The 25,467-nt window shown below is 61.1% G+C and carries 26 protein-coding genes and 2 pseudogenes; 14 read left to right on the top strand and 14 right to left on the bottom strand.

Annotated elements, in window-relative coordinates; genetic code table 11:
• A pseudogene (locus HMPREF1546_RS01465) lies at positions 1–551 on the bottom strand (adenosine deaminase); the annotation flags it as partial.
• A 190-nt stretch (positions 552–741) separates the two neighbouring features.
• On the opposite strand from HMPREF1546_RS01465, the gene HMPREF1546_RS01460 reads away from it, so the two are divergent.
• Positions 742–2,106 (top strand): MATE family efflux transporter, encoded by a 1,365-nt coding sequence (locus HMPREF1546_RS01460; RefSeq protein WP_021750896.1) that lies wholly within the window; start codon positions 742–744, stop codon positions 2,104–2,106.
• Positions 2,107–2,175: 69 nt separating this feature from the next.
• Here the strand turns inward: HMPREF1546_RS01460 and HMPREF1546_RS01455 are convergent, their stop codons facing one another.
• The 3 genes from HMPREF1546_RS01455 to HMPREF1546_RS01445 all read right to left on the bottom strand — a co-directional run bounded on the left by HMPREF1546_RS01455 (position 2,176) and on the right by HMPREF1546_RS01445 (position 4,484).
• Entirely contained in the window at positions 2,176–2,574 is a 399-nt protein-coding gene (locus HMPREF1546_RS01455) for a hypothetical protein (protein WP_025544447.1), read from the bottom strand.
• A 112-nt stretch (positions 2,575–2,686) separates the two neighbouring features.
• Complete coding sequence (locus HMPREF1546_RS01450) at positions 2,687–3,418, bottom strand: PHP domain-containing protein (protein ID WP_021750898.1); 732 nt, start codon at positions 3,416–3,418, stop codon at positions 2,687–2,689.
• A gap of 61 nt (positions 3,419–3,479) precedes the next feature.
• Positions 3,480–4,484, bottom strand: coding sequence for a LacI family DNA-binding transcriptional regulator (locus HMPREF1546_RS01445; protein ID WP_021750899.1), 1,005 nt, complete (start codon positions 4,482–4,484; stop codon positions 3,480–3,482).
• Positions 4,485–5,134: 650 nt separating this feature from the next.
• Between HMPREF1546_RS01445 and HMPREF1546_RS01440 the strand changes: the two genes are divergently transcribed.
• From HMPREF1546_RS01440 to HMPREF1546_RS01390, 11 genes are all read left to right on the top strand, one after another.
• Complete coding sequence (locus HMPREF1546_RS01440) at positions 5,135–5,968, top strand: transketolase (RefSeq protein WP_021750901.1); 834 nt, start codon at positions 5,135–5,137, stop codon at positions 5,966–5,968.
• A gap of 14 nt (positions 5,969–5,982) precedes the next feature.
• Positions 5,983–6,957: a transketolase family protein gene (locus tag HMPREF1546_RS01435; protein WP_021750902.1), complete on the top strand. Its 975-nt coding sequence runs from the start codon at positions 5,983–5,985 to the stop codon at positions 6,955–6,957.
• A gap of 76 nt (positions 6,958–7,033) precedes the next feature.
• Positions 7,034–8,209: a 4-hydroxybutyrate dehydrogenase gene (locus HMPREF1546_RS01430; protein WP_021750903.1), complete on the top strand. Its 1,176-nt coding sequence runs from the start codon at positions 7,034–7,036 to the stop codon at positions 8,207–8,209.
• Positions 8,210–8,458: 249 nt separating this feature from the next.
• On the top strand, positions 8,459–8,740 hold the full coding sequence (locus HMPREF1546_RS01425; RefSeq protein ID WP_021750905.1) for a hypothetical protein: 282 nt from the start codon (positions 8,459–8,461) through the stop codon (positions 8,738–8,740).
• An 81-nt stretch (positions 8,741–8,821) separates the two neighbouring features.
• The gene (locus HMPREF1546_RS01420) at positions 8,822–10,018 is read left to right on the top strand and encodes an ABC transporter substrate-binding protein (protein WP_021750906.1); all 1,197 of its coding nucleotides are present in this window, start codon (positions 8,822–8,824) and stop codon (positions 10,016–10,018) included.
• A 150-nt stretch (positions 10,019–10,168) separates the two neighbouring features.
• The gene (locus HMPREF1546_RS01415; RefSeq protein ID WP_021750907.1) at positions 10,169–11,089 is read left to right on the top strand and encodes a branched-chain amino acid ABC transporter permease; all 921 of its coding nucleotides are present in this window, start codon (positions 10,169–10,171) and stop codon (positions 11,087–11,089) included.
• A 9-nt stretch (positions 11,090–11,098) separates the two neighbouring features.
• Positions 11,099–12,175, top strand: coding sequence for a branched-chain amino acid ABC transporter permease (locus HMPREF1546_RS01410; protein WP_021750908.1), 1,077 nt, complete (start codon positions 11,099–11,101; stop codon positions 12,173–12,175).
• 19 nt (positions 12,176–12,194) lie between these two features.
• Positions 12,195–13,016, top strand: coding sequence for an ABC transporter ATP-binding protein (locus HMPREF1546_RS01405; RefSeq protein ID WP_249390888.1), 822 nt, complete (start codon positions 12,195–12,197; stop codon positions 13,014–13,016).
• A gap of 11 nt (positions 13,017–13,027) precedes the next feature.
• Positions 13,028–13,729, top strand: coding sequence for an ABC transporter ATP-binding protein (locus HMPREF1546_RS01400; RefSeq protein ID WP_036631146.1), 702 nt, complete (start codon positions 13,028–13,030; stop codon positions 13,727–13,729).
• A gap of 94 nt (positions 13,730–13,823) precedes the next feature.
• Entirely contained in the window at positions 13,824–14,336 is a 513-nt protein-coding gene (locus HMPREF1546_RS01395; protein ID WP_036631139.1) for a transcription repressor NadR, read from the top strand.
• A gap of 112 nt (positions 14,337–14,448) precedes the next feature.
• A complete protein-coding gene (locus HMPREF1546_RS01390) occupies positions 14,449–15,558 on the top strand; it encodes a PTS transporter subunit IIC (protein ID WP_021750912.1) in 1,110 nt (369 codons plus the stop codon).
• A 36-nt stretch (positions 15,559–15,594) separates the two neighbouring features.
• Here HMPREF1546_RS01390 and HMPREF1546_RS01385 read toward each other — a convergent pair whose 3' ends face one another.
• A complete protein-coding gene (locus tag HMPREF1546_RS01385; RefSeq protein ID WP_021750913.1) occupies positions 15,595–16,257 on the bottom strand; it encodes a helix-turn-helix domain-containing protein in 663 nt (220 codons plus the stop codon).
• Between the two features lie 142 nt (positions 16,258–16,399).
• Between HMPREF1546_RS01385 and HMPREF1546_RS01380 the strand changes: the two genes are divergently transcribed.
• Positions 16,400–16,819 (top strand): PPC domain-containing DNA-binding protein, encoded by a 420-nt coding sequence (locus HMPREF1546_RS01380; RefSeq protein ID WP_021750914.1) that lies wholly within the window; start codon positions 16,400–16,402, stop codon positions 16,817–16,819.
• Between the two features lie 45 nt (positions 16,820–16,864).
• Here the strand turns inward: HMPREF1546_RS01380 and HMPREF1546_RS01375 are convergent, their stop codons facing one another.
• From HMPREF1546_RS01375 to HMPREF1546_RS01365, 3 genes are read right to left on the bottom strand one after another with little or no spacing between them, the layout of a single operon-like run.
• Positions 16,865–17,830 (bottom strand): tRNA-dihydrouridine synthase, encoded by a 966-nt coding sequence (locus tag HMPREF1546_RS01375; protein WP_021750915.1) that lies wholly within the window; start codon positions 17,828–17,830, stop codon positions 16,865–16,867.
• The gene (locus tag HMPREF1546_RS01370) at positions 17,827–18,177 is read right to left on the bottom strand and encodes an arsenate reductase family protein (RefSeq protein WP_021750916.1); all 351 of its coding nucleotides are present in this window, start codon (positions 18,175–18,177) and stop codon (positions 17,827–17,829) included. The genes HMPREF1546_RS01375 and HMPREF1546_RS01370 overlap by 4 nt, the downstream gene beginning before the upstream one ends.
• A gap of 30 nt (positions 18,178–18,207) precedes the next feature.
• A complete protein-coding gene (locus HMPREF1546_RS01365; RefSeq protein WP_021750917.1) occupies positions 18,208–18,711 on the bottom strand; it encodes a GreA/GreB family elongation factor in 504 nt (167 codons plus the stop codon).
• Positions 18,712–18,934: 223 nt separating this feature from the next.
• On the opposite strand from HMPREF1546_RS01365, the gene HMPREF1546_RS01360 reads away from it, so the two are divergent.
• Positions 18,935–19,168 (top strand): hypothetical protein, encoded by a 234-nt coding sequence (locus HMPREF1546_RS01360; RefSeq protein ID WP_021750919.1) that lies wholly within the window; start codon positions 18,935–18,937, stop codon positions 19,166–19,168.
• Positions 19,169–19,213: 45 nt separating this feature from the next.
• On the opposite strand, the gene HMPREF1546_RS01355 is transcribed toward HMPREF1546_RS01360, so the two are convergent.
• From HMPREF1546_RS01355 to HMPREF1546_RS01330, 6 genes and pseudogenes are all read right to left on the bottom strand, one after another.
• Positions 19,214–20,002, bottom strand: a complete 789-nt coding sequence (locus HMPREF1546_RS01355; RefSeq protein ID WP_249390889.1) for a DNA/RNA non-specific endonuclease — start codon at positions 20,000–20,002, stop codon at positions 19,214–19,216.
• A 62-nt stretch (positions 20,003–20,064) separates the two neighbouring features.
• On the bottom strand, positions 20,065–20,472 hold the full coding sequence (locus tag HMPREF1546_RS01350) for a hypothetical protein (protein WP_021750921.1): 408 nt from the start codon (positions 20,470–20,472) through the stop codon (positions 20,065–20,067).
• Between the two features lie 147 nt (positions 20,473–20,619).
• Positions 20,620–22,326, bottom strand: a complete 1,707-nt coding sequence (locus HMPREF1546_RS01345) for a [FeFe] hydrogenase, group A (RefSeq protein ID WP_021750922.1) — start codon at positions 22,324–22,326, stop codon at positions 20,620–20,622.
• Between the two features lie 13 nt (positions 22,327–22,339).
• On the bottom strand, positions 22,340–24,223 hold the full coding sequence (locus tag HMPREF1546_RS01340; RefSeq protein WP_036631148.1) for an NADH-ubiquinone oxidoreductase-F iron-sulfur binding region domain-containing protein: 1,884 nt from the start codon (positions 24,221–24,223) through the stop codon (positions 22,340–22,342).
• Positions 24,224–24,234: 11 nt separating this feature from the next.
• On the bottom strand, positions 24,235–24,717 hold the full coding sequence (locus tag HMPREF1546_RS01335) for an NAD(P)H-dependent oxidoreductase subunit E (RefSeq protein ID WP_025545751.1): 483 nt from the start codon (positions 24,715–24,717) through the stop codon (positions 24,235–24,237).
• 108 nt (positions 24,718–24,825) lie between these two features.
• Positions 24,826–25,467, bottom strand: a pseudogene (locus HMPREF1546_RS01330) (NADP-specific glutamate dehydrogenase); the annotation flags it as partial.

Raw genomic sequence — 25,467 nt, 5'->3', positions numbered from 1 at the left:
CGCCTTTCTGGACAACATCTGCTCCTTTGTGGGCCCGCCAGGGCCTCGTTCCCGTCAATGGAGAGGCCCGCCAGCCGGTGGGTCCGGTGGGCTTTCATATCCTCCACCAGGGCCATGGCCTCCGCCCCCGTCTGGGTGCGGGAGAGAGACAGCGTGAATCGGCAGTCCGCGCCGCCCCGTGCCGCAGCCCGGTCAAACCCAGCGGTCACCGCGGCGATGATCTCCGGTACCGAGAACTGGGGCCAGTGGGTGGGGTTCAGGATCATCTCGCTGTACAGGATATGCTCCCGTCCACTCTCCAGCGCAGCGTGCTCCGCCGCCTCCGCCAGCTCCTCCGGCGTGCCCACAAAGGAGCAGATGTTGTCCAGAAAGGCGAGGAAGTCGCTCAGGTCCTCAGCAGAGCAGTCGTACAGCCGCCCCGCCGGGCGGGGCAGCTCCCGCCCCTGCCGGGCCGCGAACCGCGCCAGCATCTCCCCCGGCATGGTGGACTCCAGATGGACATGGAGCTCCACCTTGGGCATGCGCGTCAAAAAGGCAGTCAGATGTTCCATTGCGTTTGCTCCTCTGGTTGTTTTTTCTATAATGAATGTAGGGCACCGGAGGGAACCACCGGACCCGCTGTTTTCCATTATACCATACCGGCGCCGATGTGCCAATCCCCGGAAAATACCCTTCCCTTTTGTCAGAGCCGTGCTATAATTCTGTTAGGATCATGTAAATATTTCAGGAGGAGGGCTCTCCATGGGTGAAGAACAGGAACAGAAATTCCACCAGCTCACAGAAGAACCGGTGAGCCGGGTGATCTCCCATCTGGCCGTTCCCTGCATCATCAGTATGCTGGTGACCGCTTTTTACAACATGGCGGACACCTTTTTTGTGGGGATGCTGCGCAGCAACGCTGCCACTGGCGCTGTGGGCGTGGTGTTTTCCATGATGGCGGTGATCCAGGCTGTGGGCTTTTTCTTCGGCCACGGCAGCGGCAACTTCATCTCCCGGGAGCTGGGGCGGCGCAATACGGATTCGGCCTCCAACATGGCGGCCACCGGCTTTTTCTCCGCCCTGTTCACCGGACTCCTCATCTGCGTTTTCGGCGAGATCTTCCTGACGCCCCTGGCCGCGTTCCTGGGCTCCTCCCCCACCATTCTGCCCTATGCCAAGGACTACCTGCGCGTAATCCTCATCGGCGCGCCGTGGATGACCGCCTCCCTGGTACTGAACAACCAGCTGCGCTTCCAGGGCAACGCCATCTACGGCACCATCGGCATCGCCAGCGGCGCCGTGCTGAACATCGGGCTGGATCCCCTGCTGATCTTCGTCTTTGACCTGGGAGTGGCGGGCGCCGCCTGGGCCACCATCATCAGCCAGTTCGCCGGGTTCTGTCTGCTGCTGGCGGGCTGCACCCGGGGCGCCACCCTTCACATCCATATCTCCCGCGTCCAGCTGAAATGGTCCTACTTCAAGCTCATCATCCAGGGCGGGCTGCCTTCCCTGGCCCGGCAGAGCTTGGCCAGCGTGGCCACCATCTGCCTCAACCACGCCGCCATGCCTTACGGAGACGCGGCCATCGCCGCCATGGGCGTGGTCCAGCGGATCACCACCTTCGGCGCCTCCGCCATGATCGGATTCGGCCAGGGCTTCCAGCCGGTGTGCGGCTTTAACTACGGTGCCCGGCTGTATCACCGGGTGAAGGAGGGCTTCTGGTTCTGCGTGAAGGTGGCCGCCGTCTTTCTGCTGGTGATCGGGGCACTGGGGTTCGCCTTTGCACCGCAGCTCATCGCCCTGTTCCGGGATGACCCGGGGGTCATCGCCATCGGCACGGTAGCCCTGCGGTTCCAGTGCGTGACTTTCTTCTTCCAGGCGTGGATCACCATGAGCAACATGATGCTCCAGACCATTGGGCGGACCGTTCCCGCCACCTTTGTCGCCATGGCCCGGCAGGGCATTTTCTTCATTCCCCTGGTGTGGCTTCTCTCCCTGTCCCCGTTGGGACTTCTGGGCGTCCAGATGGCCCAGTCCGTCTCCGATCTTCTCACTCTGGCGGCGGCTGTCCCCATTCAACTGTATGTACTGCGCCAGATGTCACAGATGCAGCCCGCCAAGGTTTGAACCCGAAACAGGAAAAAGCACCCTGCGGCCGACGGCCGCGGGGTGCTTTCAGGTTGTCTTACGGTCCTCTCATGCGGGCAGCAGCGCCTCCACCGCGGCGGCCAGCGCCTCACCCTCCCGAATGGCATAACTCCAATCCGGATCCTGATAGACGGCGAAGAGCCCGTCCTCCATGGAGAGTACCACGTGCAGGGCCTCCTCTCCGCCGACGACGTTCACCTCCACCATATCCCGGAAGGAATGCGCCGGGAGTCCGCCCCGGGAAATCAGACCGCGGGAGGCGCCCTCCAGCAGATCCAGCACCTCGTCCCCGTCCACCTGGGACGAGATCTCCTGTCCCCGGTAATAGAGCGAGGTGAGCCGGTACTCCACCTCCTCGTCCAACACGGGAGCCGACAGGGACAGCACCACCGCTCCGGCCGCCACTGCCAGCACCGCAACGATCAGCACCACAATGCTCTTTCGCATCCCATCACCTCCTGTTTTTTCCATTATATCCGGCTCCGCTCCCCGCTGTCAAGCAAGAAAGCGCCGCCAAAGGCAGCGCTTTTCTGTTCGGCTCCGCGGCGCGGACAAGCTGTTATTCCGCAGGTTCTGCCCGGTGCAGAGCCTCATCCGCCGCCGCCAGCTCCGGAAAGACGGGCGACCAGAGGCGGAAGCACCGCCCTTCGATCATGCGCCGGTAGGCAAAGGAATCCCGCACCCGCTCCGGCAGGAGGACACCAGCCCGGCACTCGTCACCATCCTCGTGGGTGTCAGACCCTGCCAAGCGCAGATACTCCGGGTGGCGCTTCGCCAGCTCCAGGGCCCGGTCGTTATGGTTTTCATGGCGGGGATGGGCGTTGAGGATCTCCGTGCCGTGGACAGCATCTTCAAATACCGTGGTATTGCCGTCGCGGTAAGGGTGGGCGTGGACGATCAGTACTTGGTCGTGGAATTTCCGGTAGAACTCCCGGGCGCTCATGCAGCACAGATATGGGTTCGCCCGCAGCCACGCCTCGTCGATACCATAGACCAGATAGTCGTTGTCGTTCTCCGGGAAGCGCAGCTCCGCCCCCAGGATCACATCCAGTCCCAGTTCGTCTCCCCTGGCCTTGGAGGCCCGGTAGCCGGCAAGATAGTGGTCGATCACATGGTCCCAGTTGTGGTCCGTGTCAATCCGGGACAAGTACTCCGGGTGGAGGTGATCCGTCACCACCAGGCCGGAAAATCCGTGCCCGGCATAGCGATCCACCACCTCCGCCGCCGGCAGATGGCCGCATTTGCTGGTCTCCGCCGTGTGGGTGTGGGGGTCGTAGAGATACTCTTTCATAGCTGATCGCCTCTTCTTATCCGTCAAGCAGTGCGCCGCGCCGCAGAACGGCAGACGTCTCTCATGTCAACGCCCTGCAGGAGCTGCGCTTCACCAGACTGGGCATCAGGATCTGATGGACGTAGCCCTGGGTGCCCCGCTCGATCTTATCCAACAGAATCTCCACCGCCTGAAGGGCCATCTCCCGCTTGGATTGCTCCACCGTAGTCAGGTCGATCCGCGGCATGGCGGCAGATGCGATGTTGTCAAATCCCATCAGACTCAGCTGCTCCGGCACCCTGATCCCAAGCTCGTCCGCCGCCCGCAGAATCCCCAGGGCGTTGGAGTCCGTGGAGGCCAGGATGGCTGTATAGTCCAGGGGCTTGGTAAACAGCTCCCGGGCCAGCTCATAGCCGCCGGCCACTGAGGAGCGGGGAAAGCTGCTGTCCACAATCCGCGGTGTCAGCCCCATGTCCCGGCAGGCCCGCAGGTAACCCTCTGCCCGCAGCTGGTGGGTGACGGTGTGCCTGCGGCCGAAGTACAGGATCTCCCGGTGCCCCAGGCTCCGCAGGTATTCCATGGCCAGGTAGGTGGCCCCGGTATTGTCCGTGGTCACACAGCTGAGGGGTTCGTCCCGCAGATCCTCGCTGAGGAAGACCGTGGGCACCTGCTCCGTGTAGACCCGGAGCTCCTCACAGCTCCGGTGCTCCTGGGGGACGATCAGCATCCCGTCCACCTGGCGGCCCACCAGCAGCTTTACCACCGCCTTCTCCTGCCGCAGATCCGGCCCGGAGTTGCACAGCATGAGATTGTAGCCCCGCGCCCGGGCGCTCATCTCCGCGTGGTACGCCAGCTCTGCCATGAACTGATTGTCAATAGAAGGCACTACCAGACCGATCAGCTCCGTCCTCCGCATGATCATGGAGCGGGCCACATAGTTTTTGGTGTAGCCCATCTCGTCGCACAGGCGCAGGATCCGCTCCCGGGTCTCCCGCCCGATCTGTGGGCTGCCTGACAGAGAGCGAGAGACTGTGGAATAAGAGACGCCCGCCGCTCGGGCCACGTCCTTCAGCGTGACGTTCTTCATCTGACTCTGCCTTTCCCGCCGCCGGTGCGGCGCATTCTGCGCAAACGCTTTCCCCACCCGCCAAAGCCGGCCGGAGGCGTATGCCGTCCCATATAGAATAGCGAATTTGCCGGGGCTTGTCAATTACAGAACGATGCAGGGCCTTCCGCCGCAAGCCTTGCCGCCCGTAGGTGTTTCTGGAAAATTGAGGAAAACCTTGAAGTGCTGCTTCCCATGGTTTTCCTTTCTCTAGGTAGTCACTCCCCCCTGCGCCTGTGTACCTTCCTATCTGCGGAAGTTATTCTTGTGAAAATTCAAACTCATATTGACTCCGTATAGGAGGATGGGGTAAAATATAGAAAATGTCAGGGTTGATTTTTGGTCAAAACCACCATATTTTTGTGCAGACATTGGGAAATCCGCCGATACACGCTTCTTCAGGTTCGCCCCACGGCACCACCGACGGGACGAATTTTCAAAAACCTTTGATAACCCCCTTTTCATGTTTTGGAATTTGTGGTATTCTGAAAGCGAAGTAATCGTTTTGCTTTTTCTGTTGGCGCACACACATTGCATTCTCACTTCTCAGCGACCTGTCCCCCTGTCGAACCTATGCGGCGCAGCTTTTCGCGCGGCGTGCAATTTAAGTGAAGGAAAGGAAGAAACACCCCATGAACGAAAAAAAGTGCAAAGTTCTGGCGGCTGAGATCCGGCTGGAAACGCTGAAGGTCATCCACTCCCGGGGCTTCGGCCACGTGGGCGGCTCCATGGACCTGGCGGACCTGATGGCCGTCCTGTACGGAGAGGTTATGAAGTTTGACCCGAAGAACCCCCGGTGGGAGGATCGGGATTGGCTGGTCCTGTCCAAGGGCCACGCGGGCCCCGTGGCTTACGCCACTTTTGGCCTGATGGGCTACTATCCCATGGAGGAAGCTTATACCCTCAACCATCCTCACACCAAGTTCCCCAGCCACACCGACCGGAAGCTGACCCCCGGCGTGGATCTGACCACCGGCTCTCTGGGCCAGGGCGCCTCCACCGCCACCGGCGCCGCTCTGGGCAACAAGATCGATGGCCGTGACAGCCACGTGTTCTGCGTCATCGGCGACGGCGAGGCCGACGAGGGCCAAGTCTGGGAGGCATTCCACTTCGCATACGCCCACAAGCTGGACAACATCATCTACTTCATCGACAACAACGGCTATCAGCTGGACGGCCCCACCGCCGACATCCTGGACCACGGCAACATTGCCAAGAAGGCGGAATCCTTCGGCCTGTATACCCAGGAGATCGACGGCCATGATGTGAAGGCTATCTACGACGCCATCCAGAACGCTTACGCCAAGAAGGGCGTGCCCAGCTGCATCGTGCTGGACACCTGCAAGGGCAAGGGCGCCACTTTCGCTGAGCCCAAGCACGACCACTCCTCCCAGCCCAATGAGGAGCAGTGGGCCGAGGCGCTGGCCGCCGCGGAAAAGGCTCTGGAAGACGCCAAGAACGCTTGAGGAGGGTGAGAGCAATGAACGTGAAACTGATCGGTAAGCATGAAAAGGACTCCCGGGCCTGCCGGGACGGTCTCGCCCTGACCCTGGACGAGATGATGGCGCAGGACAAGTCCATCTGCTATGTGGACTGCGACCTGATGGGCTGCATCAACACCAAGCGGCTGCGGGAGCACTATCCCGACCGGGCCTTTGAGGCCGGCATCGCCGAGGGCAACGCCGCCGGTGTGTCTGCGGGTCTCGCCGCCACCGGCAAGAAGGTTTTCTTCCACTCCTTCGGTACCTTCTCCTCCCGCCGGTGTTATGACCAGATCTATATGTCAGCTGCCTATGCCGGGCTGACGGTCCATGTTCTGGGTTCCGACGCCGGCGTCACCGCCGCGTTCAACGGCGGCACCCACATGCCGCTGGAGGATGCAGCCATGTACCTCTCCATCCCCGAAACCACAGTGCTGGACCCCGCCGACTATGACCAGCTTGCCAGTATCACCCGCCAACTGGTGAACATCGACAAGGGCGTCACCTACACCCGGTTCGTCCGCAAGGGCATCATCCAGGTGTACGGCGAGGGAAGCGAGTTCGAGATCGGCAAGGGTGTGGTGCTGCATGAGTCCGACAAGGATCAGGCCACCATCATCACCTCCGGCATCATGGTGGACGAGTCCCTGAAGGCCTATGAGGCTCTGCAGGCAGAGGGCATCTCTGTCCGGGTCATCGACATGTTCACCTGGAAGCCCCTGGACGAGGAGCTGGTGGTCAAGGCCGCCAAGGAGACCGGTGCCATCGTCACCGCCGAGAACCACAACGTCACCTGCGGCCTGGGTTCTGTTGTGGCCAACTGCCTGTCCAGGAACGCCCCCACCGTACAGGAATTTGTGGGCGTGCAGGACCAGTTCGGTCAGGTGGGTCCCCAGGACTTCCTGATGGACGAGTACGGCCTCCGCGCCGCCAACATCGTGGCCGCCGTCAAGAAGGCCATCGCCCGCAAATAAGTTCAGATACCCGGCGGGGTCCCTCAGGGGCCCTGCCTGTATCGCCATATATCATTTTGAAAAGGAGACAAGAATCATGGATGCTTTTTCCGCTTCCCTGATGGCTGACAAGCGGGAGATTATTTTCGCTCCCACAGTGTACAAGTTCCAGACCTTCGCCCAGATGGCGGAGGAGTTCAAGCTGAACGAGCGGGACGTGGTGCTGACCAACGAGTTCATCTATACCCCCTTCATGAAGGATCTGGGCCTCAAGTGCCATTATGTATTCCAGGAGAAGTTCGGTGCCGGCGAGCCCAGCGAGGAAATGATCCAGGTCATGTACGACGCCATCCCCTACGACAGCTACGACCGCGTCATCGCCGTGGGCGGCGGCGCCATTATGGACCTGTGCAAGCTGCTGGGCTGCAAGCGCCCCGATACCGTCCACAACCTGTACTTCAAGCGATTCCCCGTGGTGCACGAGAAGGACGTCATCGCCATCCCCACCACCTGCGGCACCGGCTCTGAGTGCACCAACATCTCTGTGGCTATCGTCAAGGACGAGAAGGACGGCGTACTGACCGGCGGCGAGACCAAGCTGGGCCTGGTGTCCGACGACATCATCCCCAACAAGGTGTGCCTGATCCCGGAGCTCCTCAAGACCCTGCCCTACAAGCCCTTCGCCTGCTCCGCCATCGACGCCCTGGTCCACGCCACCGAGTCCTTCCTGAGCCCCCACCGCAAGACCATGACCTCCGAGCTCTTCAGCGAGAAGGCTATGGATGTGATTCTGAAAGGCTTCAAGCTGATCGACGAAAAGGGCCAGGACGCCCGGTTCGAGTATATGGATCAGTTCGTGACCGCCAGCTTCTACGCCGGCATCGCCTTCCTGAAGGCCGGCTGCGGCCCGGTCCACGGCATGAGCTTCCCCCTGGGCGGCACCTATCATGTCCCCCATGGCGAGAGCAACTATATGCTCTTCGGCGCCATCATGGACTACTATGACGAGCACAAGCCCGACGGCGAGATCATGAAGTTCAAGGAGCTAGTGGCCAGCATCCTGGGCTGCGAGGTCAAAAACGCCATTCCCGAGATGAATGCTCTGCTGCAGCGCATCCTGCCCCTGCGGCCCCTGCGGGACTGCGGCTTCACTGAGGCGGACTTCAAGGCCTTCCCCCTGTCCGTCGAGGCCAATCAGCAGCGCCTCATGACCAACGCCTACTACCCCTTCGACCTGGAGTCCGAAGAGGCCATCTACCGCAAGTGCTATTAAAATTTTTCCAGACAACGAAGGGAGAGACGGCGGCTGCCGTCTCTCCTTTTTTCCTTTCGCCACGCGGTTTCTTTCCTCTATACACCGCACCTTTCTTTGCATTTTTGTACAGTACATACAAAAATATAATGAAATCAAAAATATTTTATAGGCGTTCTTTTTTGGATTGAGGATTGACTTTCCGAAAGAGAGCCGCTACAATTGGAAACAACATCAACGGGTTGTCTGTTTTGAAAGGAGTGGAACACCATGGCATTTTACACGACGTCTTCCCAGTCCATGATGATGAATGGTGCGTCCGCTCGCCAGGCGGCGTCTACTTCCTGCGCCTATTCCACGGAGATGTCCCGTGCTTCCATGATGAATATTGCTCTGATTCTGGACGCCATTCTGCTGGCGTCCATTATTATTTGCGCCCTGATTCCCCTTGCCATTCTGGTATCCGTACTGGCAGTGGCCCTGTTTGTTCTGGTACTGGTATTGTTGGCAGCAGAGTATCATCATACGCCGAGATCGCGACGAGGTGCATAACTGTTTGATACAGTAAAGCGGCTCCGCATCTGGCGGGGCCGCTTTTTTGTATAATCTGAACCAAGAAAAGGAGATTGCAAGATGAAAAAGAAGTTCTTTGCCCTCATGATGGCCATGGTTATGGTCCTCAGCCTGGCCGCCTGCGGCGGCTCGGATGAAGCCGACTCCAACTCCGGCGATTCTGCCGGCGGGGAGAGCTCCGGCAGCAGCGCCTTCAAAGTCGGCGTCATTGGCCCCCTGACCGGCGGCGCCGCCATCTATGGCACCTGCGTGGCCAATTCTGCCCAGATCGCGGTGGACGAAATCAATGCCCTGGGCGGCGACATCCAGTTTGAGCTGATGACTGAGGACGACGTCAACGACGCTGAGACCTCCGTCAACGCCTACAACGCCCTGATGGACGACGGCATGCAGATCCTGGTGGGCACCGTCACTACCCAGCCGGCCCTTTCCGTGGTCCCGCTGGCCTATGAGGATCGGGTGTTCACCCTGACCCCCTCCGCCTCCGGCGACGACGTCATTTCCATCAACGACAATGACAACGTGTTCCAGATCTGCTTCACCGACTCCAACCAGGGCTCCCGTTCCGCCCAGTACATCGATGAGAACTTCGACAGTCCGAAGATCGCCATCATCTACAAAAACGATGACCAATACTCCATCGGTATCCGGGACAACTTCAAGGCAGAGGCCGATTCCCGCGGTATGGACATCGTCTATGAGGGCACCTTCACCGAGGCCAGCCAGACCGACTTCAACGTCCAGCTGGCTGGTGCCCAGTCCGCCGGCGCCGATCTGCTGTTCCTGCCGATCTACTATACCCCCGCCTCTGTCATTCTGACCCAGGCCAACGCCATGGGCTACGCCCCCACCTTCTTCGGCGTGGACGGCATGGACGGCATCCTGACCGCCGAGAACTTCGATGCCTCTCTGGCTGAAGGCGTCTACCTGCTGACTCCCTTCTCCGCCGACTCTGAGGACGAGATGACCCAGAACTTCGTGGCGGAGTATCAGGACCGGTTCGGCGAGATCCCCAATCAGTTCGGTGCCGATGCGTATGACGCCATCTACACCCTGTATCAAGCCATCCAGGCCGCCGGCGCCACCGCCGACATGTCCAATGAGGAGATCTGCGATGCTCTGATCGAGGTCATGCCCACCCTGGCCGTCACCGGCCTGACCAGCGCCGGCTCCGAGATGACCTGGGACGAAAACGGTGCTGTGTCCAAGGACCCCACCGCAGTCATTATCGAAAACGGTACCTATGTCACTCCCTGACAGCGGAACACACACTCCACTGTAATAGAGGACAGGGATCGGCTGCCGGAACTCCGGCAGCCCTCCCTGGACTTCTATGGTGGAAACCGACGCGGGGAGCTGTCACCGCCCCGGTTTCTGCCATAGAAGGGGAAAGAGAGGAAAATACTTATGGAATTTCTATCCTACCTGATCACGGGCATCAGTCTGGGAAGCATCTACGCCATCATCGCCCTGGGCTACACCATGGTATACGGCATTGCCAAGATGCTGAATTTCGCCCACGGCGACGTTATCATGGTTGGCGCCTATGTGTCCTTTTACGTGACCATGTTTGCAGGCAGCAACCTGCTGGGAGAGGATCCCTCCGCACTGACCACCGGCGCTGTGGCTCTGGTGTCCGTGCTGCTGGCTATGGTGGTCTGCACGGTTCTGGGCGTGGTCATCGAGGGGCTGGCTTACCGCCCCCTGCGCCAGGCCGGCAGCCTGGCGGTGTTGATCACCGCCATCGGCGTCAGCTACTTCCTGCAGAACGCAGCGCAGCTGCTGTTCGGCGCGAATCCCAAGAACTTCACCCCCGTGGTCAGCGGCCAGCTGACGCTGTTTGACGGACAGCTTCGGATCTCCTATGTGGCGCTGCTGACCATCACGGCCTGCGTGGTCATCATGCTGGGGCTGACCGCTTTCACTGGAAAGAGCAAGATGGGCAAGGCCATGCGGGCCTGCTCGGAGGACCGGGGCGCAGCCCAGCTGATGGGCATCAACGTCAACGCCACCATCTCTATGACCTTTGCCATCGGTTCCGCCCTGGCGGCCATCGCCGGGGTATTGCTGTGCTCTTACTCTCCGGTGCTCCAGCCCACCACCGGCTCCATGCCCGGCATCAAAGCCTTCACCGCTGCGGTGTTCGGCGGTATCGGCTCCATCCCCGGCGCCTTCCTGGGCGGACTGCTGCTGGGCGTCATTGAGGCCATGGCGCAGGCCTATATCTCCACGCAGTTGTCCAACACGATCCTGTTCGCCGTGCTGATCGTGGTGCTGCTGGTCAAACCGTCCGGCCTGCTGGGCAAGTATGTGCCTGAGAAAGTGTGAGGTGGCGGTATGAAAGGCTATTTCAAAAACATGAAAACCATCACCAAGGTGGACTTCGCTACGTATCTGGGCGTGATCCTGGCTTTTATTGTGGTATCGATCTGCCAGGCCCAGGGACTGGTGAGCCGTTCTCTGGGCGGTATGCTGGTTCCCATCTGCTGCTACGTGTGCATGTCTATCTCCCTGAACCTGACCGTCGGCATTCTGGGGGAGCTGTCTCTGGGCCATGCCGGCTTCATGAGCGTGGGCGCCTTCTCCGGCATCATTGCCGCCATGAGCCTGCAATCTGCTGTCCCAAATGATCTGGTGCGGATGATCGTCGCCCTGGTGGTGGGCGCCTTCTTTGCCGCCATCGTAGGTTTCATCGTCGGGATTCCGGTGCTGCGGCTCCGGGGGGACTACCTGGCCATTGTCACCCTGGCCTTCGGCGAGATCATCAAGGATCTGATCAACTGCCTTCTGGTGGGCTGGGATGAGAACGGCCTGCACATCGCCCTGAACGTGGACGGCACCAAGAGCATGTCCTCTCTCGGCCTCAGCGAAAACGGCATCGAAATCATCAAGGGCGCCCAGGGCGCCACGGGCAACGCCCGCATCGCCACCTTTGCTATGGGCTTTGCACTGGTGATGATTACCCTGGTGGTGGTGCTGAATCTGGTCCGCAGCCGGACCGGCCGGGCTATCATGGCCATCCGGGACAACCGGATCGCCGCCGAGAGCGTAGGCATCAACGTCACCAAGTACAAGCTGATTGCCTTCGTCACCTCTGCCTCCCTGGCAGGTGCCGCCGGTGCCCTGTTCGGCCTGAACTACTCCAATGTCACCGCCGTACAGTTCGACTTTAACACCTCCATTCTGGTGCTGGTGTATGTGGTGCTGGGCGGTCTGGGCAACATCTGGGGCTCCATCGTGGCAACAGTTGTCCTGTATGTGCTGCCGGAGGCCCTGCGGCAGTTCTCTGACTATCGGATGCTGGTGTACGCCATTGTGCTGATTCTGGTGATGCTGGCCACCAACAACCCGCAGGTGCGGACGCTGATTAGCCGGATCATTCCCAGAAGAAAGGGGGCAGCCCTCGATGAGTAAGAAATTTGAAAAGGGCAAGATGGTCCCTGTTCCCAGCCATGCCATCATTCCGGAGCGGGACATCGACAAATCCCCCATTCTGGAGTGCAGCCACCTGGGCATCGACTTCGGCGGCCTGCGGGCGGTGAATGACTTCAACCTCACCATCGGCCGGACGGAGATCGCCGGCCTCATCGGCCCCAACGGCGCCGGCAAAACCACCATCTTCAACCTGCTGACCAAGGTCTATCAGCCCACCCGGGGCACCATCCTGCTGGATGGACTGGATACCTCCGGCAAGACCACAGCTCAGATCAACCGCATGGGCATTGCCCGGACCTTCCAGAACATCCGCCTGTTCAACAACCTCTCCGTGGAGGACAATGTGAAGATCGGTCTCCACAATCAGGAGCGCTACTCCGCCATCACCGGCGTTCTGCGCCTGCCCTGGTACTGGAGCCGGGAAAAGGCCGCTCATGAGCGGGCACTGGAACTGCTGTCCCTCTTCGGGATGGCGGACTTGGCGGACCATCAGGCCGGTTCCCTTCCCTACGGCGCCCAGCGCCGGCTGGAGATTGTCCGGGCCCTGGCCACCAATCCCTCTCTTCTATTGCTGGATGAGCCCGCCGCGGGCATGAATCCCTCTGAGACGGCGGAGCTGATGGAGAATATCGTCAAGATCCGGGACACGTTCCAGATCGCCGTCATGCTGATCGAGCACGACATGAAGTTGGTCATGAGCATCTGCGAGGGCATCTGCGTCCTGAACTTCGGGCAGGTCATCGCCAAGGGCACCGCCGAAGAGATTCAATCCAACCCCGCCGTCATTGAGGCATATCTCGGTAAACAGAAGGAGGCGTGACCATGGAACCGATTCTGAAAGTCAGCGACATCAACGTCTACTACGGCGCCATACACGCCATCAAGGGCGTCTCTTTCGAGGTAAATCCCGGAGAGGTCGTCACCCTGATCGGCGCCAACGGCGCCGGCAAATCCACCACGCTGCAGACTGTCTCCGGCCTGCTCCACTCCCGCACCGGCTCCATCGAATTTCTGGGGGAGAACCTGATGGGCGTCCCAGCCCACAAGGTCGTGGCCAAGGGACTCGCCCAGGTGCCGGAGGGGCGGCGGGTCTTCCTGCAGATGACCGTAGAGGAGAATCTGGAAATGGGCGCCTATACCCGGTCCGGCGGCGACATCGACGCGGATCTGGAAAAGGTCTACGCCTATTTCCCCCGGCTGATGGAGCGGCGGCGGCAGATCGCTGGCACCCTCTCCGGCGGCGAACAGCAGATGCTGGCCATGGGCCGGGCGCTGATGAGCCGTCCCAAGCTGCTGATGCTGGATGAGCCCTCCATGGGCCTGGCACCCATTCTGGTTGAGCAGATCTTCAAGATCATCCAAACCCTCCATGAGGCGGGCACCACCATTCTGCTGGTGGAGCAGAATGCCCAGGCAGCCCTGAGTATCGCCGACCGTGGCTATGTGCTGGAGACCGGAAAAATCGTCACCTCCGGCACCGGAACGGAGCTGTTGGCCTCCCCGGAAATCAAAAAAGCCTATCTGGGCGGCTGAAGTCTCAGAAAAAGGAGAGCGTGTGCTCTCCTTTTTTCTTTGCAATCTGCCGGGCATGTGGTATACTGCTGTCATGACGGAAAGGAGGGATCCCATGCGCGCGGAAGAACGGCGGCAGGCCATTCGGGAGCTTCTGCAGCGGGCAAAGCAGCCTGTCAGCGCAACGGCCCTGGCGGCTCAATTCTCCGTCAGCCGACAGATCATCGTGGGGGATATTGCCCTGCTGCGGGCGGCTGGAGCAGACATCTCCGCTACGCCCCGGGGCTACGTGATCCTGCGAGAGACGGGAGGTCTGGTGCGGCAGGTGGCCGTCCAGCACGATGCCGCTGGTATGGGAGAGGAGCTAAACGCTATGGTGGACCAGGGCTGCACGGTACTGGATGTCATTGTGGACCACCCCATTTACGGGCAGCTGACCGGCCCTCTGCAGCTCTCCAACCGCTATGATGTGGGGCAGTTCCTCTCCCGCTGTGCGCAGTCCGACGCCCGCCCGCTGTCGGAACTGACGGAGGGGATCCATCTCCACACTCTCTCCTGTCCGGATGAGGCGGCATTCGGCCGGGTGTGCCGGGAGCTGCGGCGGCTGGGCGTCTTGCTGGAAGGTTGAACATGTAAAAAAGCAGTTGACAGGAACCGGGATTTTGTGTATGATACGGTTTACAGGTGTCAAGACACCTGTAAACCGTATTTTTTGATTCTACATAAAGCAGGTGTCTCCCATGGAACAGGTCAAAGGCTTTCTGAAGCGCAAAAACATTGTGATCTCCGCCAAGCGGTACGGCATTGACGCCCTGGGCGCCATGGCTCAGGGACTCTTCTGTTCCCTGCTGATCGGCACGATCCTCAACACCATCGGCACCCAGTTCCACATTGGCTTTCTCACCGCCCAGGTCATCACCATCAATGGCGTGGGGTATACCATCGGTGGACTGGCGTCGTTCATGAGCGGGTCCGCTATGGCGGTGGCCATCGGCTACGCTCTCCAGGCGCCGCCTATGGTGCTGTTCTCCCTGGTGACGGTGGGCTATGCCTGCAACGCCCTGGGCGGGGCGGGCGGACCGCTGGCCGTGCTGTTCGTGGCTATCATCGCCGCTGAGGTGGGCAAGGCCATCAGCAAGGAGACGAAGGTGGACATCCTGGTGACGCCCATCGTCACCATCCTTGTAGGCGTGGGAGCGGCCTGGATCATTGCGCCCCCCATCGGCGGAGCAGCCAGCGCCTTTGGCCAGCTGATTATGCGGACCACGGAGCTGCAGCCCTTCTTCATGGGCGTTCTGGTGTCCGTGCTGGTGGGCATCGCCCTGACGCTGCCCATCTCCTCCGCCGCCATCTGCTCCGTGCTGGGACTGACCGGACTGGCAGGCGGCGCCGCCGTAGCGGGCTGCTGCGCCAACATGGTGGGGTTCGCCGTCCTCTCCTTCCGGGAAAACCGCTGGGGCGGACTGGTGAGCCAGGGCATCGGCACCTCCATGCTGCAGATGCCCAACATCGTGAAGAACCCCCGCATCTGGCTCCCTGCCATCCTCACCTCCGCTGTCACCGGACCCCTGGCCACCTGCTTTTTCAAGCTGGAGATGAACGGAGACCCCATCAACTCCGGCATGGGCACCTGCGGCCTGTGCGGCCAGCTGGGGGTCTGGACCGGCTGGGTCAATCCCAGTGACGCGGCTCTGGCCAATGGGGCCGCCGCCATGGCCCCCACCGCCTTTGACTGGGTGGGACTGATCCTGATCTCCTTCGTCCTCCCCGCTGTCCTCACCTGGGCCTTCGGGCTGTTCTTCCGGAAGATCGGCTGGATCAAGCCGGGGGATCTGACCCTGCCGCAGTAGGTAAAATGCCCGGACCGCGATGCGGTCCGGGTAATTTTATTTGTTCAGGCCAAGGAACACGAGACAGCCAGTCAAGAACCACGGGCTGTATCGCATAAGTGTATAGTAGTTCATATTTTTGATCCAATCAACAAACCCAGGAATATTTGCTAAAAAAATGAATCTATGCCCAAAACAATAAATCACAAATATTAGATAATACCCAATGGCAACAGCGCCAAATATCAAAGCCATCATCCGAAGCCGCTTGGATGGCAGGCGGAGGTCGACAACCAATGCCGTACCGGACATCAAAAGGCCTCCAGCCGCCAGAGCAGCAGCTGACGGCACAGTCAAAGCGTACCATACCCACGGCATAAGGTCATATGTTTCCCAGCAAATCTGCTGCACAAAGGGCCTTAATACTGTTTCCAGCACGCAGAATATGAATAACACCGCTACACAGATGGCTGCCAAAGCTGCATACTTCCGTTGACCGCGTCGATAACTTTCCTCTCGCCCCGGGCCGTAGATCAGCTCCCGGACGTCGGCGTTCAGCGCCTCCGCCAAGGTGGTCAGGGTCTCGATATCCGGCTGGGTCTTTCCGGTCTCCCAGGAGGACACCGCCTGCCGGGTCACATGGAGCCGCTCCGCCAGGGCGTCCTGGGTCAGCTTCTCCCGCTGGCGCAGCTGCTTCAGATTTTTTCCCACCGCGTTCACAACCTCGCCTCCTGCTGCCAGCGTACCACAGTCCCGGCGCTTTGTCACGCAACAAAGTGTTGCGCGCCCTGCAAGGGCTTGCGGCGGACCGCGGGATATGGTATCGTTAGGATATCCGAGATCAAAAACAGGAGGAACTGTCATGGAATACCGGAAATTTGGGGACGCCTACATCGTCCGCCTGGACCGGGACGAGGAGATCCTGGCCCAGCTGAAGATCTTCGCAGAAAAGGAACAGGTCAAACTGGCCTCTGTCACCGGCCTGGGGGCTGTGAAGGACTTCACCGTAGGAGTGTTCGACTCCAGCGCCAAGGCTTACAAGTCCAACCGCTTCCAGGGGGTCTATGAGATCGTCTCTCTGGTGGGGACCATCAACACGATGAACGACGCGTTTTACTGCCATCTCCACATGTGCGCCGCCGACCAGGAGGGCCACGCTTTCGGCGGGCATCTGAACGAGGCCGTCATCAGCGCCACCTGCGAGCTGGTGGTCACCTGCCTGCCCGGCCGGACGGACCGGGTATTCAGCGACGAGGTGGGGCTGAATCTCTACGCCTTCTGACCCATCGGAAAAAGAGCCGGGGAACGCGGTTCCCCGGCCCTTCTTTTATCCAAACGTCCCCTCCGCGTGGTCCCGCAGAGGAAGCTCCTGAAAGATGGACGCTTCCACCGCCTCATACTCTCCCGGCGTCCGAAGGCGGCGCATTTTCTTGTCATGGCGTTCGCCGCCCTCGAACAGGTGGATCAGGAAGACCCAGACCTCCTTCATCCGCTGGGCCGCCGGGCCCACCTGGCCATAGAAGTCCTGGTAGGACTGGTACAGCGTCCGGGTGAAGGTCTGGAGCTCCTGCCGGGTGGCGGGGACGCCGCCCCGGAGCTTCCGCAGCAGGGCCGGGTCCGCGATGGCCCCTCGGCCGATCATCACCGCGTCGATGGCAGGAAAGTCCACCGCAAAGACTGTGCAGTCCTCCACGGTCACCAGATCCCCGTTGTAGCACAGGGGATTCCGGCTGCGCTCCGCCGCCCAGGCGAACCAGTCCCGGTGCACGGTCCCCTTGTAGAACTGCTTCTGCACCCGGGGGTGGATGGTGAGGCAGGCGATGGGATAACGGTTGTAAATGTCCAGCAGCCGCTCGAACTCCTCCGGCTCCTTCACCCCCAGCCGGGTCTTGACGGACACCGGTAGCTTCACGGCGGCGAATACCTCGTCAAAGAACCGATCCAGCTCCTCCGGCTTTGCCAGAAAGCCCGCACCCTTGCCCTTGGCGGTGACGGTGCCGGAGGGACAGCCCAGGTTCAGATTCACCTCCGTATAGCCCATGTCTGCCACGATCTCCGCCGCCCACAGAAAGTCCGGTGCCCGGCAGGTCATCACCTGGGGCACCACAGGAAGCCCTGCGTTGGCCGCCGGGTCCAGCTCCCGTTGATCCCGCTTGGTCAGGATATGCTGATCCGTAGGGGAGAAAAACGGGATGAAATACCGGTCTGCGCCGCCGAACATCCGGTGGTACACCTGCCGGAACACCACCTTGGTGATACCATCCAGCGGGGCGAAGTCGTACCGCTGGATCATCCCAGTGCCGTCTCCCACTCCGCCTGGCGGAAGCCGGTGCGGACGAAGTCCTCCCCCACCAGAATGGGCCGCTTTACCAGCATCCCGTCGGTGGCCAGCAGGGCCAGCTGCTCCTCCTCGCTCATCTCCGGCAGCTTGTCCTTCAGGCCCAGAGCCTTGTACTGGAGGCCGCTGGTGTTGAAGAACTTCTTCAGGGGCATTCCGCTCTTCTCCCACCAGCCCCGCAGCTCCTCCGCCGTAGGATTTTCCAGCTTAATATCCCGGGCCTCGTAAGAGACGCCCCGCTCGTCCAGAAAGGCTTTCGCCTTCTGGCAGGTGGTGCACTTGGGGTACCACAAAAACAACATGATGCTCTCTCCTTCTTTTGATCTGTCTGCTCAGTAGCTGCTGATCTCCAGGCTCTCGTCGTCCCGGCCCTTCTCGATGACCCGGATCTCCACCCAGTATTTCACCTCCGGACTCACCTCCACCTGGATCCGGTCTCCCACCTGACGGCCCAGCAGAGCCTTTCCCACAGGGGACTCCTTGCTGATGAGGCCCTTTAAGGCATCCTGCCGCAAGGTGGTGACGATCTGCAGCGTCATCTCCTGCTTCGCCAGCTCGTTGTAGATCGTGACCTTGTCGAACAATCCCGCTCGGTCACCCTGGTCCTTCACCTCGATGACCTTGGCAGTGCGGATCATCCGCTCCAGGTAGCGGATGCGGCTGTCGTTGCGGTTCTTGGCCTGCTTGGCGCACTTGTACTCGTAGTTCTCGCTGAGGTCGCCGAAGGCCCGGGCCGTCTGCACCTCCTCGATCAGCTGAGGACGCAGGACCCGGGTCCGGTAGTTGATCTCCTCCTGCATCTTTTTGATGTCCACTTCCGTCAGTTCGTCGTACATGACACAGCTCCTTTTCAGGCTGGGGTCGCGGTCCGGGTCCGTTTGCTTTGCAGGCCTCTCACAGGTGTGGGGAACCCGGCGCAGGTGAAATGCGAAATCGCCGCTCTGCGGCTATTCTACCACGTCCGGCAGGAAAGCACAACCCCGGCGGCTCCCTGCCCCGGCACCCTTTCCTCCGCCGGGAATAGAATGAAGTGTATCACGAGTCGAGGAGGCAATTGAAATGGAAAGCACTTCCAGCGCAGTCACCATGTGCGCCACCGTCTTGCGGGTCTGCCCCTGCGAACTGTGCGTCTGCGACCACGAGAACTGCCAGCAGGTCCTGGTCCATACAGACAACGCCTGCTGCTTCCGGGTGGGCCAGCAGGTCTGCATCGAGTTCAGCGGCGCCATGACCCGGAGCTGTCCGCCCCAGATCACCGCCGACTGTGTCCGGCCGGTGAACTGCTGCTGTTGAACATTTGAAAAAGCCGCCCGGGGCGAATCCCCGGGCGGCTTCGGCTTATGGGTTGCATTGGCCACAGGGCGTATAGCCCTGGGCGATCAGATCCTCCCGGCTGCCGGTATACTCCTGCCGGTTGGCGGTGCTCATGCCGGACACGCTGGAACAGTCCGGGTCGTGAAATTTGTGGCTGTTGGTATTGAGGATGTACGTGGTCTCGCCGCTTTGCGGCTCCGCTCCCTCCTGCCAGCTCTCGCCGGTGGCGTAGTCGATGGTGATGCCGGGCTGGACGTTGTACACATAGACATTGAAGCAGACGCCTTCCCCCTCGTCCTCCACAGACCAAGCCTCCATCTGGACACCGCTGGCTACCAGGTTCTGACCCTCGAACACCGGGGTCACCCGGTAGAGGACGTGGTTGTCCGTCTCCTTTACATAGTCCGCCACCAGATTTTCAAAGGGCAGCATCCCGTCCACATTCATATAGCGGGTGCCGGTGATGAGATTTTCCTCGTTGGCGTTCTCTCCGGTGAGCTGAAAGCCGATCAGGTGACAGCGGTTGTACAGGTACTCCCCGTCGTACTCCCGGTTGATCCAGCCGGAGGGTGTGACGGAACTGATGCTCTCCCGGTCCTCTGTGGGCATCAGATCCTGTCCCACGTTGGCATAGGCTACGCCGCAGCGGCCCAGAGTGTCCAACTCACTGTACGTCTCAAAGGACACAGAGGTCATGTCCTCCTCCGGAAAATCCGGCTGGTTGCCATCGACGGCCACGTAGGGCTCCCCGGACCAGGCGGGGATATCCTCCAGAGAAAAGGAGGTGACGGTGCCCTCCGCCGGGGGCATCATGCAGCCGGAGAGGAGCAGGCACAAGGACAGCAGCGCCGCCGTCAGGGAAATGCGGGTTCGATTCATGGGATATAGACTTCCTTTGTAATGATCTCGTGGGAGAAGCCGGGGAACTCCTCCCGCCGGGCCAGAGTCCAGCCCTCCAGGGACAGGTCCCAGTAAAGGTCCGCCGGATAGGCCCGGTCCCAGCGGTACAGCACCACCCGCTCCACACGCCCGGCAAAGGGCGCCACAGAGCGGTCCTCCACAAAGCAGGGCTCCCCTGGCCCCGCCTTTTCCAAAAACGACTCGTCCACACAAAGGCGGCTCTGCTCCTCTGCCGGGAACTGGCGGGCCGTGGCCCCACTCACCCAGAGGCAGGCCTCCCCGGCCTCTGCCAGCAGGTCCGCCCGCACCGCCCGGTCCCGGCTCTGCCGGCGGCAGTTGAAGGCCATGCCGTTCCGGCCGTCCACACAGGCCATCAGGATCATGCTGCATCCTCCCTTCGCGCTTTTTCTCTACGATACCCAAATTCCGCTCGAAACGCAAGGAAAATTTTTCGGCTTCCGCCGGGGGAAGCCGCCGTACCGGGCGGAAGCCCCTCCCGCCTGGGAGGGGCTTCCCTTTGGAAGATATCCTTACGCCTTGTCCGGACGCTTGTACTCCACATGGAGCAGCTGATGGGTGCGGCCCTTCAGCGCTCCCTCCAGGAGCTTTGTAACGATGGGGTTCCGCTCAGACCGCTTGATGAGGGCGGTGCGGTCCGCCTCATAGAGGCCCTCTGCCCGCTGCTGCTTCACCGGGATCAGCCCGTAGGGCTGGCCAGCGCCGCCTACGCAGCCGGTCTTGCAGGTCATGACTTCCACCAGGTCGAAGTACTCCTGACCGCTCTCGATATCGTCCAGCAGCTTCTGTGCGTTCACCAGGCCGTGGACCACCGCGATCCGCAGCGCCCGGTCCCCCACCGGCAGCGTCACCGCCCGGATGGTCTCGCTGCCCCGGATGCCGGAGAACTGGATGGCCTGCAGGGTGTTCTTGGACTTGTCCTCCACTACCCGCCGGGCCACGGCCTCCGCCACGCCGCCGGTGGTGCCGAAGATGGTGGCCGCCCCGGTGCCCATGCCGAAGGGCAGGTCCGGGGACTCCCCCTCCAGCTCTGCGAAACGGATGCCGGACTCCTTGATCATCATGATGATCTCCTGCGTAGTCAGCACCAGATCCACATCCGGTTTTCCGTCATGCTGGAACTCCGGCCGCTTGGCCTCCATTTTCTTGGCGGTGCAGGGCATGATGGCGATGTGGTAGGTGGTGCGGCCGTCCTCTTCGTCCTTCCTGGCGTACTGATCCTTCAGCACCGCCGCGAACATCTCCATGGGAGACTTGCAGGTGGAGATGTTCTTCAGGAAGTGGGGCCGCTCCTCCTCCACATACTTCACCCATGCCGGGCAGCAGCTGGTGAACATGGGGAAGGGGCCGCCTTTTTTCAGCCGCTCCAGGAACTCGTCCGCCTCCTCCATGACGGTCAGGTCTGCGCCAAAGGTGGTGTCGTACACCTCGTCGGCGCCCATCATCTTCAGGGCGGACACCAGCTTGTTGATGGCATTGACGCCGGGCTCCAGGCCGAAGGCCTCGCCCACCGCCACCCGGACCGCCGGGGCGATCTGGAACACCACCCGCTTCTTCGGGTCGTGGAGGGCCCGCCACCCCCGGCCGATCTCGTTAAAGATGGTGATGGCGCCGGTGGGGCAAGCGGCTGCGCACTGGCCGCAGCTGATGCAGTTGGTCTCTCCAAGCTTGCGGTCAAAGGCCGGGCACACCACCAGGTCGCTGCCCCGGTGGGCGAAGTTCAGGATACCCATGCCCTGCATCTCCTCGCACACCCGGATGCAGTCACCGCAGAGGATGCACTTGTTGGGATCCCGGACGATGGCCGGAGAGGAGGTGTCGATCTCATAGTGGGGCCGGGTGTCCTTGAAGCGGACGTGCCGCACGCCGAAGCGCAGGGCCAGCTCCTGCAGGCGGCAGCTGCCATTCTTTTCGCAGGTGGTGCAGTCCCGGCAGTGAGAGGACAGCATCAGCTCCAGGATCATCCGCCGGTGCTTTAAGAGCCGGGCGGTATTGGTGCGGATCACCATGCCATCCCGGGGCTCCATGGAGCAGGAGGCGTCGATCTTGCCCCGCTCGTCCTCCACCACGCACATCCGGCAGGCGCCGTAAACAGACAGTTCCGAATAATAGCAGAAGGTGGGCATATCGATGCCGGCCTTCCGGATCACAGCCAGGACGTTTTTCTCCCCGTCGAAGGGCACCCGCTGGCCGTCAATGTACATAATTCCCTTTGCCATGGTACTCCCCTCCTCACTTACTGGCCGTGATGGCGCCGAAGGGACAATTGGTCACACAGGCGCCGCAGTTGATGCACTTCTCCGGATCGATGACGTGGACCTGCTTGGCCGCGCCGGTGATGGCCTCCATGGGGCAGTTCTTCCGGCACTTGCCGCAGCCCTTGCATTTCTCCGGGTCGATGGTGGGGTGGGCTTTTTCCTTGTTGCAGATGGGACAGTGGTGGTCCACTACATGGGCCAGATATTCATCCCGGAAATACTTCAGCGTGCTCTGGACGGGCTTGCAGGCGCTCTGCCCCAGGCCGCACAGGGCTGTCTTGCTGATGGTGTCCGCCAGTTCCTCCAGCAGGTCCAGATCCTCCAGTGTGCCCTTGTTGTCGATAATCCGGTCCAGGATCTCCAGCATCCGCTTGGTGCCCTCCCGGCAGGGGACGCACTTGCCGCAGGACTCCTTCTGTGTAAACTCCATGAAGAACCGGGCCGTCTCCACCATGCAGGTGTCCTCGTCCATGACCACCAAGCCGCCGGAGCCGATCATGGCGCCGATGCTCTTCAGACTGTCGAAGTCCAGGGGCAGGTCCAGGTGCTCGCGGCTGGCGGTGGTGGCGCCGCCGGAGGGGCCGCCGATCTGAACGGCCTTGAACTTCTTGCCGCCCCGGATACCGCCGCCGATGTCAAACACCACCTCCCGGATAGTGGTTCCCATGGGTACCTCAATGAGGCCGGTATTCACCACGTTGCCTGTCAGCGCGAAGGCCTTGGTGCCAGGGCTGGTCTTGGTGCCGATGGAGCGGTACCAGTCCACGCCCTTGCGGATGATGAGGGGCACGTTGGCAAAAGTCTCCACATTGTTCAGCACCGTGGGCTCGGCCCAGAGACCGTGCTCGATGGTCCGGGGCGGCTTGACCCGAGGCATGCCCCGGTTGCCCTCGATGGAAGCTGTCAGGGCACTGCCCTCGCCGCAGACGAAGGCGCCGGCGCCCATGTTTACATGGATCCGGAAGGAGAAGTCTGTGCCCATGACGTGATCGCCCAGAAGACCGTACTCCTCCGCCTTGGCAATGGCCGCTTTCAGCCGGCTCACGGCCAGCGGATACTCCGCCCGGACATAAATATACCCCTCGTCGCTGCCCACGGCGCGGCCGGCGATCATCATGCCCTCCAGCACGCTGTGGGGGTTACCCTCCATAATGGAGCGGTCCATGAACGCACCGGGATCGCCCTCGTCGCCGTTGCAGACGATGTATTTTTTCTCTGACTTCTGTTTCCGGGCACCGTCCCACTTCTGGCCCGCGGGGAAGCCTCCACCTCCGCGGCCCCGGAGGCCGGAGTCGATGATGGACCGGCAGATCTCCTCATCCGTCATCTCAAAGAGGGCCTTTTCAAAACCGGCGTAACCGCCCTTGGCGATGTACTCCTCAATGTCCTCGGCATCGCTGCTGCCGCAGTTCTCCAGCACCACCCGATGCTGCTTCTTGTAGAAGGGGATGTCCTCCTGCCGGGGGTAGGCTACGCCGTCCAGGTGATACACCAGCCGGTCGATGATCTCGCCGCCCAGCACGGTCTTCTCCAGAATCTCATGGCAGTCCTCCGGCTTCACATGGATGTACATGACGCCCATAGGCTCGATGTGGACCAGAGGCCCCATCTCGCAGAAGCCGTGGCAGCCGCTCATCTTTACATGGAGGCTCTTCTCCGCGTCCGTGTCGTGTTTGAGGCCCACATAGACCGGCAGGCCCCGTTTTTCACACTCCGTCTTCAAATTGTCATAGATCTTCATGGCGCCGCCGGCGATGCAGCCGGTGCCGGCGCAGATCAGGATAGAGGGCACCTGCTCGCTCTGCTTCAGGGCGTTGCGGGCGTTGGCCTGGAACACGTGGAAGCTGTCCCGCGTCATCTTTACCTGTCTCATGCGGTGGCCGCCTCCTTTCTGCGGATATCCTCTACCAGCGCCAGCGCATCTTCCGGCGTCATCTTGGCGTGGACCTCTCCATCAATGGTCATGACCGGTGCCAGTCCGCAAGCGCCCAAGCAGGCCACGGTCTCCAGGGTAAACAGGCCGTCCGCGGAGGTCTTCCGCTTTCCGGTCAGACCCAAAGCGTCCCGCAGGCTGTCATAAATGGGTCCGGATTTGCGCACGTGGCAGGCCGTGCCGGTGCATACCTTGATGATGTGCCGGCCCTTGGCCTCCAACGAGAAATTCTCATAGAAAGTGGCCACGCTGTACACCTTTGCCGTGCTGATGCCCAGCTTTTCCGCGATCAGGGTCAGCGCTCCCTCGCTCAGGTACTTATACTCCCCTTGGATCTCCTGCATGATCGCGATCAGGTTCGACTGATCGCAGCCGTAGGCGTCGATGATCGCCTCCGCCCGGTCCAGATTCTGCTCCATAAATTCTCCCCTCATTGATTCGGATGATAAAAAACACGCGGGATCCGCACTTGCCGGCGGATCCCGCGCTTGTGTGCTCTGTTTCCGATATGTGCTTATGCGTCTGTATCAGAATACGCCCTGCTCCATCATGGCCTCAGCCACCCGCTTGAAGCCGGCGATGTTGGCGCCTGCCACCAGGTTGTAGCCCAAGCCGTACTCCGCGGCCGCGTCCACGCTCATCTGGTAGATGGTGTTCATGATCCGGTGTAGCTGCGCGTCCACCTCTTCCGCCGTCCACACCAGCCGCTCGCTGTTCTGCGCCATCTCCAGTGCGCTGGTGGCCACGCCGCCTGCGTTCACCGCCTTGCTGGGCGCCACGATCATCCCGGGCTGCTCCATCAAGAACCGCAGCGCGTCGTTGGTGGTGGGCATGTTCGCCACCTCAATGTAGTACTTCACGCCGTTGGCCGCGATCTGCTTCGCCTGCTCCATGTGCACGTCGTTCTGCATGGCCGAGGGCATCACCACATCCGCCTTCACGCCCCAGGGCTTCTCACCGGGGAAGAACTCCACGCCGAACTTCTCCGCGTAGTCCTGCACCCGGTTGCGGCCGCTGGAGCGCATCTCCACCAGATACGCGATCTTCTCCTCCGTGGCTATGCCGTCCGGATCATAGATATATCCGTCCGGGCCGGACAATGTCACCACCTTGGCCCCCAGCTGCGTGGCCTTCTTGCAGATGCCCCAGGTCACGTTGCCGAAGCCCGC

The organism is Oscillibacter sp. KLE 1745, assembly GCF_000469445.2.
In the GTDB taxonomy this organism is placed as follows: domain Bacteria; phylum Bacillota; class Clostridia; order Oscillospirales; family Oscillospiraceae; genus Oscillibacter; species Oscillibacter welbionis.
The sequence above is the reverse complement of the archived record's forward strand: the minus strand, read 5'-3'. Positions and strand labels throughout refer to the sequence as shown.

Excerpts from the sequence above, each read along its gene's own strand:
- HMPREF1546_RS01375 (WP_021750915.1), bottom strand. The coding sequence starts at position 17,830 with ATGATCCAGCGGTACGACTTCGCCCCGCTGGATGGTATCACCAAGGTG.
- HMPREF1546_RS01405 (WP_249390888.1), top strand. The coding sequence starts at position 12,195 with ATGGTCCCTGTTCCCAGCCATGCCATCATTCCGGAGCGGGACATCGAC.
- HMPREF1546_RS01380 (WP_021750914.1), top strand. The coding sequence starts at position 16,400 with ATGGAATACCGGAAATTTGGGGACGCCTACATCGTCCGCCTGGACCGG.
- HMPREF1546_RS01395 (WP_036631139.1), top strand. The coding sequence starts at position 13,824 with ATGCGCGCGGAAGAACGGCGGCAGGCCATTCGGGAGCTTCTGCAGCGG.
- HMPREF1546_RS01350 (WP_021750921.1), bottom strand. The coding sequence starts at position 20,472 with ATGATCCTGATGGCCTGTGTGGACGGCCGGAACGGCATGGCCTTCAAC.
- HMPREF1546_RS01370 (WP_021750916.1), bottom strand. The coding sequence starts at position 18,177 with ATGTTGTTTTTGTGGTACCCCAAGTGCACCACCTGCCAGAAGGCGAAA.
- HMPREF1546_RS01430 (WP_021750903.1), top strand. The coding sequence starts at position 7,034 with ATGGATGCTTTTTCCGCTTCCCTGATGGCTGACAAGCGGGAGATTATT.
- HMPREF1546_RS01390 (WP_021750912.1), top strand. The coding sequence starts at position 14,449 with ATGGAACAGGTCAAAGGCTTTCTGAAGCGCAAAAACATTGTGATCTCC.
- HMPREF1546_RS01355 (WP_249390889.1), bottom strand. The coding sequence starts at position 20,002 with ATGATGCCCCCGGCGGAGGGCACCGTCACCTCCTTTTCTCTGGAGGAT.
- HMPREF1546_RS01335 (WP_025545751.1), bottom strand. The coding sequence starts at position 24,717 with ATGGAGCAGAATCTGGACCGGGCGGAGGCGATCATCGACGCCTACGGC.
- HMPREF1546_RS01345 (WP_021750922.1), bottom strand. The coding sequence starts at position 22,326 with ATGGCAAAGGGAATTATGTACATTGACGGCCAGCGGGTGCCCTTCGAC.
- HMPREF1546_RS01425 (WP_021750905.1), top strand. The coding sequence starts at position 8,459 with ATGGCATTTTACACGACGTCTTCCCAGTCCATGATGATGAATGGTGCG.
- HMPREF1546_RS01365 (WP_021750917.1), bottom strand. The coding sequence starts at position 18,711 with ATGTACGACGAACTGACGGAAGTGGACATCAAAAAGATGCAGGAGGAG.
- HMPREF1546_RS01420 (WP_021750906.1), top strand. The coding sequence starts at position 8,822 with ATGAAAAAGAAGTTCTTTGCCCTCATGATGGCCATGGTTATGGTCCTC.
- HMPREF1546_RS01445 (WP_021750899.1), bottom strand. The coding sequence starts at position 4,484 with ATGAAGAACGTCACGCTGAAGGACGTGGCCCGAGCGGCGGGCGTCTCT.
- HMPREF1546_RS01435 (WP_021750902.1), top strand. The coding sequence starts at position 5,983 with ATGAACGTGAAACTGATCGGTAAGCATGAAAAGGACTCCCGGGCCTGC.
- HMPREF1546_RS01440 (WP_021750901.1), top strand. The coding sequence starts at position 5,135 with ATGAACGAAAAAAAGTGCAAAGTTCTGGCGGCTGAGATCCGGCTGGAA.
- HMPREF1546_RS01460 (WP_021750896.1), top strand. The coding sequence starts at position 742 with ATGGGTGAAGAACAGGAACAGAAATTCCACCAGCTCACAGAAGAACCG.
- HMPREF1546_RS01340 (WP_036631148.1), bottom strand. The coding sequence starts at position 24,223 with ATGACGCGGGACAGCTTCCACGTGTTCCAGGCCAACGCCCGCAACGCC.
- HMPREF1546_RS01415 (WP_021750907.1), top strand. The coding sequence starts at position 10,169 with ATGGAATTTCTATCCTACCTGATCACGGGCATCAGTCTGGGAAGCATC.
- HMPREF1546_RS01360 (WP_021750919.1), top strand. The coding sequence starts at position 18,935 with ATGGAAAGCACTTCCAGCGCAGTCACCATGTGCGCCACCGTCTTGCGG.
- HMPREF1546_RS01410 (WP_021750908.1), top strand. The coding sequence starts at position 11,099 with ATGAAAGGCTATTTCAAAAACATGAAAACCATCACCAAGGTGGACTTC.
- HMPREF1546_RS01450 (WP_021750898.1), bottom strand. The coding sequence starts at position 3,418 with ATGAAAGAGTATCTCTACGACCCCCACACCCACACGGCGGAGACCAGC.
- HMPREF1546_RS01455 (WP_025544447.1), bottom strand. The coding sequence starts at position 2,574 with ATGCGAAAGAGCATTGTGGTGCTGATCGTTGCGGTGCTGGCAGTGGCG.